Raw genomic sequence first — 9,589 nt, forward strand, 5'->3', positions numbered from 1 at the left:
TGGCCGGCGTCGGCCGCTCCGCGTTCAACACCGTGGTGGCGCCGACCGACAACGGAAACGTCAGCGCGTTGCCGAGCCCATAGGCAAAGAACAGTTTGGCCGCCGACAGGCAGACATCATCCTCGCGAATGCCAAGCACCTGGCTGGCATAGGTCTCGGCGGTGGCGGCGAGATTGGCATGGACATGGCGCACGCCCTTCGGCATGCCGGTCGAGCCGGACGAATAGAGCCAGAACGCCGGCTCGTCCTCATGGGTCGCCACCGTCGCGAACCGATCGCTCTCGCCGGCGAGTTCATCCGTCAGCAGCTTGTGCCCGAACGCATTGGCGCCGCAGACGACGACACAATCCAAATCAGGCATGCGCCCGACGATGTCCTTCACAACAGGATATAGCGCCTGGGAGACGAACAGTACCCGGGCGCGGCAGTCCGCCAGCACATAGGCATATTGATCCGTGGTCAGCAGCGTGTTGAGAGGCACCGGCACGATGCCGGCGCGCATCGCACCCAAGAACACCGCGGGGAAATCGACGGTGTCGAGCATGATCATCGCCACGCGCTCCTCGCGGCGAACGCCGAGCCGGCGCAGCATATTGGCGACGCGGCAGCTCTGCTGTTGGAGCGCGCGATAGGTCAGTTCGGAAACCGTGTCGGTGTAGGCGAGCTTGTCGCCGCGCCCGGCCTCGACATTGCGGTCGAGCAACCACGTCACCGCATTGTAGCTCCCCACGGCGTTTCCTCCCCAGACTTTTCTGGAATTATAATTCATAGAAAGCCACTGTGCATGCTTGCTGTCAATCCTCCCTGGCACTATCTTTCCAAACCACGCCGGAGCGCCCAGAGGGACATGACGGAACAGGCCGACGCCGCGCAGGAGACCACCGATCCGTCCGAGGCCGAGACCGGCTTCCTTGAACGGCTCGGCCAGCGCGTGCGCACGATGCGCGCACTGCGCGGCATGTCGCGCAAGGTGCTCGCCAAGGTGTCGGGGATTTCCGAGCGCTATATCGCCCAGCTCGAAGGCGGAAAAGGCAACGTCTCGATCGTGCTGTTGCGACGGGTGGCGAACGCGATGGGCGCGCCGCTCGAAGACATCATTCCCGGCAACGAACAGCCCGACTGGCCCGTGATCCGCGACCTCTTGCGCAAGGCAACGCCTGATCAGATCGCGCAGGCCAAGGACATCCTCTCCAATGGCGGCTCGGCGCCACTGCGGCGCGCCTTCTCAGGCATCGCGCTGATCGGCCTGCGCGGCGCCGGCAAGTCGACGCTCGGCAAGATGCTGGCGCAGCAGATCGGCTGGAGCTTCGTCGAGCTCAACAAGGAGATCGAGCGGCAGAACGGGCTCGAGGTCGCCGAGATCATCAATCTCTACGGCCAGGAAGGCTTTCGCCGCATGGAGCAGGCGACCTTGGTGCAGCTATTGGCGCGCAAGGAGCTGATGGTGCTGGCGACCGGCGGCGGCATCGTCTCCGAGCCGGTCACCTTCGATTTGATCCTGAAATCCTTCTATACGATCTGGCTCAAGGCCGAGCCCGAGGAGCACATGGCGCGCGTGCGCAAGCAGGGCGATCTGCGCCCGATGGCCGACGACCGCTCCGCAATGGCCGAACTGCGCAACATCCTGGTCAGCCGCGAGCCGCTCTATACGCGCGCCAACGCGATGGTGGATACGGCGGGCCTTTCGGTCGACGCCGCCGCGACGCGATTGGCGGAGGCGGTAAAGCCAGTGCTGAACGACCACACGAAGGTTTTCGCAGACGGCTAACTCGCAGCGCACACCTGCGGCCCGTTAACCACCAGCGTCATCTTCATACCGCCGCGGCTGGCGCCACACGCTCCGATTGCCTAATAAACCGTTAAAGGGAACGGAGAGTGTGTCATGCAGGACCGACGGCGCATGGTCCGCAATCGCGTGTATTACGGCGGCCTGCTGGCGTTCAACGCACGCCGATCGACCTTCGCCTGCATCGTGCGCAATTTCAGCGACTTTGGCGCTAAAATCGAATTTGAAGGCTCGCCGCTGCTGCCGGACTATCTGGATTTTACGATTCAGCGGCGCGATCTCGCCTGCTGCGCGCGGCTGGTCTGGCGCGGCCAGCAGCAGGCCGGCCTGGTCTTTGCCGACCTGCCACAGACATCCGACGTGGTCTCGCTCGATCTAGCGCGCAAGCTGCGCCACGGCGAGCGCATCAATAAGGAGCTGCGCGCCCGGCTCGATCAGCTGCTGTCGGGACATTGAGACATCATGTCGGACGCTTCGTTATCAGACCAGGACATCGTGCAATCGGCGGAGCCGATGGCCGCCGCCGAGCCGAAGCCGCGGCGACGCAGCATCCGGCGTCGCGTGCTGCGGCCGCTGGTGCTGATCCTCACGGCGCAATACACCATCGTGCTGCTCGTCGGCCTGACGGTGGTCGGCACCGTGCGCGCATGGGTGCTGCCGCAGATCCTCACCAGCCTGCAGACCATCGCGGCCGTCCTCAAGCACACGCCGTACTGACACGCCTCGTCACAGCAGTTGCGCGCGCACCGACGTCGCGCCCTGCTGCAGCAGCGGTAGGAAGCGCTTGATCATCTCCTCGGTCGAGATGCGATCGACATGGGCGCCGATGTTGATCGCGGCGACGATGCTGTCGTCGTAGCGCAGCACCGGGACCGCGATCGAGCGGAAATGCGGCTCTGCCTCGCGATCGACCAGTGCATAGCCGCGCGTCCGGTCGCCGACGATAGCGGCAAGCAGGCGCTTTGGATCGGTGATCGTCTGCGGCGTCAACGCTTCGCGTTTCGTCGTGCCAAGCTTCACTTTCAATGTCGCATCGTCGAAGCGGCCCAGCAGTACGCGGCCGACCGCTGTGCAGAACGCCGGCAGACGGTAGCCGATGTCGACGCCGCCGGTGAAGATGCGGGTCGGGCTGGCGCGCGCGATGAACACGACATGGTCGCCGTCGAGCACCGCGAGCGAGCTGATCTCCAGCGCCGCAGCGGAGATCTCATCGAGCACCGGCTGCAGCACGGTGACGAGCTGATCGGAGCGCAAGTATGAGGCTGCCAAAGTCAGCACCTGCGGCGTCAGGCGAAACAGCTTGCCGTCGCTGTCGACGAAGCCGCCGCGCTGCAAGGTGAAGAGAATGCGCCGCGCGGTGGCGCGCGGCAGATCGGCGATCCGCGCCACGTCGCTCAAGGTCATGGCGCCACCGGCCGCGCCGAACGCCTGCAGCAGCCGCAAGCCGCGATCGAGGCTTTCGACGATGTCTGTCGCCCGCTCACTGCCCTCTTCCCGCTTCAGCTTCGGCACCGCACCCATCCCTGGCCTCAATTGCCTCGAAATCCGGCTTGACCGTCTCCGTCGATGCTTGTCATAATTCGCCCATTCGTTCAATAGGCGAACAAAATCACGCCAGGGAGATTGCGCGCCATGATGAGCCAGGAGCAGAACGACCTGATCACCCGCACCGGGCCGAAAGATCCGTGCGGCAAACTGATGCGGAAGTACTGGCAGCCGGCGGCGCTGGTGGACGAACTGCAGGGCGAGCGGCCGGTGCGGCCCGTCAAACTGCTCGGCGAGAACCTGGTGCTATTTCGCGACAACGAAGGCCGCTACGGCCTGATCGAACGGCACTGCGCGCATCGCGGCGCCGACCTCGCCTTCGGCCGACTCGAGAACGGCGGGCTGCGCTGCGCCTTCCATGGCTGGCTGTTCGACGTCAGCGGCCAGTGCATCGAGACGCCGGCCGAGCCCGCGGGCTCACAACTCTGCCAAGGTATCCGGCAGACGTCCTATCCCGTGGTCGAGAAGAGCGGCATCCTCTGGGCTTATCTGGGCGAAGGCGCTCCGCCCGCATTTCCGGAGATCGACTGCTTCGTCGCGCCTGGCACCCATACGTTCGCGTTCAAGGGCCACATGGCCTGCAACTGGTTGCAGGCGCTGGAGGTCGGTATCGATCCCGCGCACGCTTCTTATCTGCACCGCTTCTTCGAGGACGAGGACACGTCCAAGGCCTATGGCAAGCAGTTTCGCGGTGCTTCGGCCGGCAGCGATTTGCCGATGACCAAGATTCTGCGCGACTTCGATCGGCCGATCATCAACGTCGAGCACACCGAATACGGCCTGCGGCTGATCGCGTTGCGCGAGATCGACGAGGCGCGCACCCATGTGCGGGTCACCAACCAGCTATTCCCGCACGGCTTCGTCATTCCGATGAGCACGGAGATGACGATCTCGCAGTGGCACGTGCCGGTCGATGACGAGAACTGCTACTGGTATGCTGTATTCACCAGCTACGCGGCGCCGGTCGACAAGCAGAAGATGCGCGAGCAGCGGCTCGAGCTCTATGCGCTGCCGGACTACAAATCGCGCAAGAACAAGACCAACGATTACGGCTTCGACCCGCACGAGCAGGCGACCGAGACCTACACCGGCATGGGCAACGACATCAACGTGCACGACCAGTGGGCCGTCGAATCGATGGGTCCGATCCAGGACCGCACCAAGGAGCATCTCGGCCAGAGCGACAAGGCGATCGTGCAGTATCGACGCCTGCTGCGGCAGGAGATCGAGAAGGTCTTGGGCGGCGAGCAGCCGATGCTGCATCTCGACGAAGCGACCGCCAAGAGCATCCAGGGCCCGGCGACGATGGACGGCATCGGCCCGAGCCAGGGCTGGGAGCTCTACTGGATGGAGGTCGACGTCAAGCGCCGCCGCGGCGCGCCGTGGGCCGCACCGGTGCCGAAGGAGATCGCGGGCAAGGTGCATCATCTCACGGCGGCGGAGTGATGAGTGTGCTTGAGAAGCTTTCTCCGCCGTCATTGCGAGCGAAGCGAAGTAATCCAGAATCTTTGCGCAGAGACAGTCTGGATTGCTTCGTCGCTTCGCTCCTCGCAATGACGATCGAGGGAGGCACGAAGTGACCTTCGTCGCACGCCATGGCCTGTGGTCCGATGAGCAGCAGGAGGCGGCGCGGCGCCTGCGCAATCTCGTCGAGGAAAAAAATCTCGAAGTCATCCGCCTCGCCTTTCCCGACCAGCACGGCATCCTGCGTGGCAAGACGCTGATCGCTGCGGAAGCGCTGGCGTCGCTGGAGAGCGGCTGCGCCATTACCACCACCATGCTTGCCAAGGACACCTCGCACCGCACGGTGTTTCCGGTGTTCACCAAGGGCGGCGGCTTCGGCATGAGCGAGATGGAAGGCGCAGCCGATGTGCTGATGGTGCCGGATCCCACCACGTTCCGCGTGCTGCCATGGGCGCCGACCACCGGCTGGCTGCTGTGCGATCTGCATTTCGCCGACGGCAAGCCGGTGCCGTTTGCGACACGGCAGATCTATCGCAATGTGCTCAGTGAGCTCGCGCGGCGCGGTTACGACTATGTCGCCGGCCTCGAGGTCGAGTTTCACGTCTTCAAGCTCGACGATTCCAGGATGGCGCCGGAAGATGCGGGACAGCCCGGCCAGCCGCCCTCGGTCAGCCTGCTCTCGCACGGCTATCAGTACCTGACCGAGCAGCGCTTCGACCAGATGGAGCCGGCGCTGGAAATCTTCCGCCGCGACATCCTCGCGCTCGGCCTGCCGCTGCGTTCGGTCGAGGTCGAGTTCGGCCCCAGCCAGTGCGAATTCACTTTCCAGCCGCGCAAGGGATTGGAGCCCGCCGACAACATGGTGCTGTTTAGATCCGCGATCAAACAGATCGCGCGGCGCCACGGCTATCATGCCACCTTCATGTGCCGGCCGAAGCTGCCGAACGTGTTCGCCTCCGGTTGGCATCTGCACCAGTCGCTGGTCGCGCGCGATAGCGGCGTCAACGCTTTCATGGCGACCGAAACGGACGAGGCGCTGTCGCCGTTCGGCCGCGGCTTCCTCGCCGGCTTGCTGGCACATGCCCGCGCCTCCACCGTGTTCACGACGCCGACCATCAACGGCTACAAGCGCTACCGCTCCTACTCGCTGGCACCGGATCGTGCGATCTGGGGCCGCGACAACCGCGGCGTCATGATCCGCGTGCTCGGCGGCCCGGGTGATCCGGCGACGCGGCTGGAGAACCGGATCGGCGAGCCCGCCGCCAACCCCTATCTCTACATGGCCTCGCAGATCCTCTCGGGGTTAGACGGCGTCGATCGCGCGCTCGATCCCGGTCCATCGGCCGACACGCCCTACGAAGCCAAGGCGGCACTATTGCCGAAATCGCTGCGTGAAGCCGTGTTCGCGCTGTCGGACGATCCCTTCTTCCGCGAAAAATTCGGCGCGCAACTCGTCGACTATTACGTGCACATCAAGAACGCCGAAATCGAGCGCTTCCAAGCCGAGGTGTCGGACTGGGAGCACCGCGAATATTTTGAGATGTTTTGAGGCGGGCGCGTCAAACGCGGCGCGTCCCTTTCCCCTATCCTTGCGGGGAGAGGTTGAAATCGCGGATCGTGTTTCGACCCAGCTGCTGGGGTGCCGGCTCTACCGCTTGGCCTTGCGGGCGAAATCCATCGCCCAGCCCCAGACATCCTCCGCCTGCGGCTTCGCTGCCGGAAATTTCGGGAATGGGTCGGCGCGATGAACGATCGCGATCGCTTCCTGGTCCAGCACGCTGTTGCCCGATGACTTGACGATCTGCACATCGACGACCTTGCCGTCGCGATCCAGCGTAAAGCGCAGTGTCGCCTTGCCCACTGCACCACGCGCAGCCGGGGGGTAGCGCTTGTACTTGTCGAGATGGCCGACGATTAGCGCGCTATAGGCGTTCGATGCAGCTTGCGTGAACGCGCCGACATGCTCGTTCTTTGGCGGCGCGGTGGTCTGAGGCGCAGGCGGTTGCTCCTCCGGCTTCGGCGTCTCGATCGGCTTCGGCTCGTCCTTCGGCAGCACCGCCTCCGTATGCTCGGCCGGCGGTGGCGGCGGGACCTCTTGCTCGACCTTCTGCTCCTCCTGCTTGGGCGGCGCGGCCTCGGCTTGCTGCATCTCCGGCCCGGCCGGCAGATCCTCGTCATGCACTTGCGGCGCCGAGCCCTGCACCGGCGCCAGCGACACCGCGATCGCGGGCACGAGCTCCGGCGCCGGCGGCGTCCGCCGATGCCAGACCAGCGCCACCACGATTGCCGCATGCAAGGCTACGATCACGACGGCCGCAAGCAGCCACCGCCCGGGCCTGCGCTGTTCCGGCAGATGCAGTGCGAATGCGGTCATTGTCCGGATCTCATGGCTTGCTCGGCGCCTCTTCGAGGCCGACCAGCGCCAGCTTGAGATAGCCGGCGTCACGCAGCACATTCATTACGCCGATCAGCGCGCCGTAGTTCAGCTCCTTGTCGCCACGGATGAAGATGGTCTGGTCCTTGTGATTGTCGGTGGCGCCGTCGAGCGCGGCGCCGAGCCCGTCGCGGGCCACCACGGTCTCGCCGACCGCGATGGTCTCGTCTGGCTTGATCGTGACGAACACCGGCTTGTCCGGACGCGGCTGCTCCGACGCAGTGGAAGCCGGCAGGTTGACGCCGATGTCGACAGTGGCGAGCGGCGCCGCCACCATGAAGATGATGAGCAAAACGAGAATGACGTCGATGAACGGCGTGACGTTGATCTCGTGCTGAACCTCGAGATCCTCACCATGGCTGCGCGCGCCGAGACGGACCGCCATTCAGCCTACTCCGCCGCGTGCGGCATCATCGCCGCACGGCTGCGCCGGCCGCGACTGATCATCAACAGGATCATCGCGGAGGCGTCGCTCAGGACTGCGCGATAGCCGGTGATGACCCGCGCCAGATGATTGTAGATCACCACCGCCGGGATCGCCGCGACCAGGCCGATCGCCGTGGTCAGCAGCGCCTCGGCAATGCCGGGCGCGACCACGGCAAGATTGGTGGTGTGGGATTCCGAGATGCCGATGAAGGCGTTCATGATGCCCCAGACAGTGCCGAACAGGCCGACGAACGGCGACACCGCGCCGATCGTCGCCAGGATACCGGCGCCGCGCGACACCTGCCGCGCCATCGCGGCCTCGACCCGCTCCAGCCGCAACGCCACGCGCTCCTTGAAGTCGTCATCGATGATATAGCCCGAGAGTTCGGACTCGCGCGCTGCCGACAGCACGAGCTGGGCGACGGCATCGCTGCTGCCGCCACAGTCGCGCGCCACCGCATCGAGACTCGCGCCTTCGAGCTTCCTGAGCCGGCGTCGCGCAACCCGCTGCGCGGTGCCGAGCTCGATGGTCTTGGCGAGCCAAACCGTCCAGGTCAAGAGCGACGCCAGCGCCAGCCCGATCATCACCGCCTTCACCACGATATCGGCGTTGAGGAACATGCCCCACGGCGACAGATTGCGCGGCAGCAGCGGATTGGGCGTCTGCGCCATCACCGGCGTCGCGACCGCGGCAAGAGCAGCGGCCGCGATGGATGCGATCACGTGGGCCGTGCCGCGCCACGATTTGCGGTTAGCATTGGGCATCATGTGGGTCCCGTTCCGATTTATCATCAAGTCAGCCCTCAGAATTTTTGCGACACGCCCGCGAAGAAGCCGCGGCGCGGACCATATTGCGGAGCGAACACGCCGATGCCGGAGCCGTCCCGAAGCGCGTAGACCTCGTCGAACGCATTGACGACGTCGAAGCGCACCGTGGTTGGCTTGGTGCCGTCGGTCCATTTGAACTCGTGCGAGATGCCGAGATTGACCTGCGCGTACCAGGGCAGCGTTCCGGTGTTGGCAAAGCCGTCGCGCAGGCCGCTGCCGAACAGCACATCGGCCGAGAACCGCGTGCCGTTCCAGAGGTAGGAGGCGCCCGCCGAGCCCGACACGATCTGGGCGTGATCGGTGTAAACGTAGTGGCTCGCGATGAAGGCGAGCTCGTCCGGATCGAACAAGAACTGGTTCGACACCACAGAGGTCGCGATCTGCTTGGCGATCGCGATATTGCCATAGGCGTTGAAATTGCCGTTCTTGTAGGTCGCCTTGAACTCGATGCCCTCGTTCTCGCCGCGATCATAGTTGAAGGCGGTGAGCACATAGGCCGCGCCGAACTGGCCGTCGTCGAGCAGACCCCTGGCCATCTTGTAGTAGGCATCGACGCCGACCTCGAGCCCGGGGATCGCATGGATCTTCTGGGTGACGCCGATGTCGAAATAATGCGAGCGCTCGGGTTGCACCGCGTCGGCTTGCATGACCGCGGGCGCTTGCGTATTGGCCGGAGCATTGGGAGGCGTCAGCAGCGCCAGATTCGTAGGCGCCGCCAACACCAGCGACGGCGGCGTGAAATAGCGCGCATAGCCGGCGTGGAACGTCGTATCCTCAAACGGCTTGTAGGTCAGGCTGACGCGCGGGCTGAACTGATTGGCGTCGGTATATTGCCACATCTGGTCGAAGCGAAGCCCGGTACTCAGCGTCAGCTGGTTATTGATCTTCCACTCATCGCCGATATAGCTGCCGAACAGCGTCCCGGTTTTCTGGCTCTGATCGACCACCGAGAACGGATTGAGAGTCGGGTCGAGCGGCAACACGGTCGAGAAGTTGCTGACGAAGCCCTGCTCCACGCTCGTCATCACGCCGAACTTCAGCGTGTGCGCATCCGACAGCCGATAGGAGCCGTCGCTCTGGATGCCGTTGACGAAGCTGCGGCGATA

Annotated in this window: 11 protein-coding genes; 5 read left to right on the top strand and 6 right to left on the bottom strand. The window is 64.6% G+C overall.

Annotated elements, in window-relative coordinates; translation table 11 throughout:
• On the bottom strand, nucleotides 1-769 hold a 769-nt coding region (locus tag WA702_RS06360), incomplete at its 3' end, for a benzoate-CoA ligase family protein (RefSeq protein ID WP_425109684.1).
• A 78-nt stretch (nucleotides 770-847) separates the two neighbouring features.
• On the opposite strand from WA702_RS06360, the gene WA702_RS06365 reads away from it, so the two are divergent.
• The 3 genes from WA702_RS06365 to WA702_RS06375 all read left to right on the top strand — a co-directional run bounded on the left by WA702_RS06365 (nucleotide 848) and on the right by WA702_RS06375 (nucleotide 2,503).
• Entirely contained in the window at nucleotides 848-1,768 is a 921-nt protein-coding gene (locus tag WA702_RS06365) for a helix-turn-helix transcriptional regulator (protein WP_425109685.1), read from the top strand.
• A 114-nt stretch (nucleotides 1,769-1,882) separates the two neighbouring features.
• On the top strand, nucleotides 1,883-2,242 hold the full coding sequence (locus tag WA702_RS06370) for a PilZ domain-containing protein (RefSeq protein ID WP_425109686.1): 360 nt from the start codon (nucleotides 1,883-1,885) through the stop codon (nucleotides 2,240-2,242).
• 6 nt (nucleotides 2,243-2,248) lie between these two features.
• Nucleotides 2,249-2,503, top strand: a complete 255-nt coding sequence (locus WA702_RS06375; RefSeq protein ID WP_425109687.1) for a hypothetical protein — start codon at nucleotides 2,249-2,251, stop codon at nucleotides 2,501-2,503.
• A gap of 9 nt (nucleotides 2,504-2,512) precedes the next feature.
• Here WA702_RS06375 and WA702_RS06380 read toward each other — a convergent pair whose 3' ends face one another.
• Nucleotides 2,513-3,298, bottom strand: a complete 786-nt coding sequence (locus tag WA702_RS06380) for an IclR family transcriptional regulator domain-containing protein (RefSeq protein ID WP_425109688.1) — start codon at nucleotides 3,296-3,298, stop codon at nucleotides 2,513-2,515.
• A 120-nt stretch (nucleotides 3,299-3,418) separates the two neighbouring features.
• Here WA702_RS06380 and WA702_RS06385 point away from each other — a divergent pair, with 120 nt between their 5' ends.
• Entirely contained in the window at nucleotides 3,419-4,777 is a 1,359-nt protein-coding gene (locus WA702_RS06385; protein WP_425109689.1) for a Rieske 2Fe-2S domain-containing protein, read from the top strand.
• A gap of 130 nt (nucleotides 4,778-4,907) precedes the next feature.
• Nucleotides 4,908-6,344, top strand: coding sequence for a glutamine synthetase family protein (locus WA702_RS06390; RefSeq protein ID WP_425109690.1), 1,437 nt, complete (start codon nucleotides 4,908-4,910; stop codon nucleotides 6,342-6,344).
• Between the two features lie 99 nt (nucleotides 6,345-6,443).
• On the opposite strand, the gene WA702_RS06395 is transcribed toward WA702_RS06390, so the two are convergent.
• The 4 genes from WA702_RS06395 to WA702_RS06410 form a co-directional block, all read right to left on the bottom strand.
• Complete coding sequence (locus WA702_RS06395) at nucleotides 6,444-7,169, bottom strand: energy transducer TonB (protein ID WP_425109691.1); 726 nt, start codon at nucleotides 7,167-7,169, stop codon at nucleotides 6,444-6,446.
• Nucleotides 7,170-7,179: 10 nt separating this feature from the next.
• Nucleotides 7,180-7,614, bottom strand: coding sequence for a TonB system transport protein ExbD (gene exbD, locus WA702_RS06400; RefSeq protein WP_425109692.1), 435 nt, complete (start codon nucleotides 7,612-7,614; stop codon nucleotides 7,180-7,182).
• Nucleotides 7,615-7,619: 5 nt separating this feature from the next.
• Entirely contained in the window at nucleotides 7,620-8,423 is an 804-nt protein-coding gene (gene exbB / locus WA702_RS06405) for a tonB-system energizer ExbB (protein ID WP_425109693.1), read from the bottom strand.
• A 35-nt stretch (nucleotides 8,424-8,458) separates the two neighbouring features.
• The coding region (locus tag WA702_RS06410) for a TonB-dependent receptor (RefSeq protein ID WP_425109694.1) at nucleotides 8,459-9,589 on the bottom strand (1,131 nt) is incomplete at its 5' end.

It is taken from the genome of Bradyrhizobium sp., assembly GCF_049798375.1.
In the GTDB taxonomy this organism is placed as follows: domain Bacteria; phylum Pseudomonadota; class Alphaproteobacteria; order Rhizobiales; family Xanthobacteraceae; genus Bradyrhizobium.

Excerpts from the sequence above, each read along its gene's own strand:
- exbB (WP_425109693.1), bottom strand. The coding sequence starts at position 8,423 with ATGATGCCCAATGCTAACCGCAAATCGTGGCGCGGCACGGCCCACGTG.
- WA702_RS06395 (WP_425109691.1), bottom strand. The coding sequence starts at position 7,169 with ATGACCGCATTCGCACTGCATCTGCCGGAACAGCGCAGGCCCGGGCGG.
- WA702_RS06365 (WP_425109685.1), top strand. The coding sequence starts at position 848 with ATGACGGAACAGGCCGACGCCGCGCAGGAGACCACCGATCCGTCCGAG.
- WA702_RS06385 (WP_425109689.1), top strand. The coding sequence starts at position 3,419 with ATGATGAGCCAGGAGCAGAACGACCTGATCACCCGCACCGGGCCGAAA.
- exbD (WP_425109692.1), bottom strand. The coding sequence starts at position 7,614 with ATGGCGGTCCGTCTCGGCGCGCGCAGCCATGGTGAGGATCTCGAGGTT.
- WA702_RS06370 (WP_425109686.1), top strand. The coding sequence starts at position 1,883 with ATGCAGGACCGACGGCGCATGGTCCGCAATCGCGTGTATTACGGCGGC.
- WA702_RS06375 (WP_425109687.1), top strand. The coding sequence starts at position 2,249 with ATGTCGGACGCTTCGTTATCAGACCAGGACATCGTGCAATCGGCGGAG.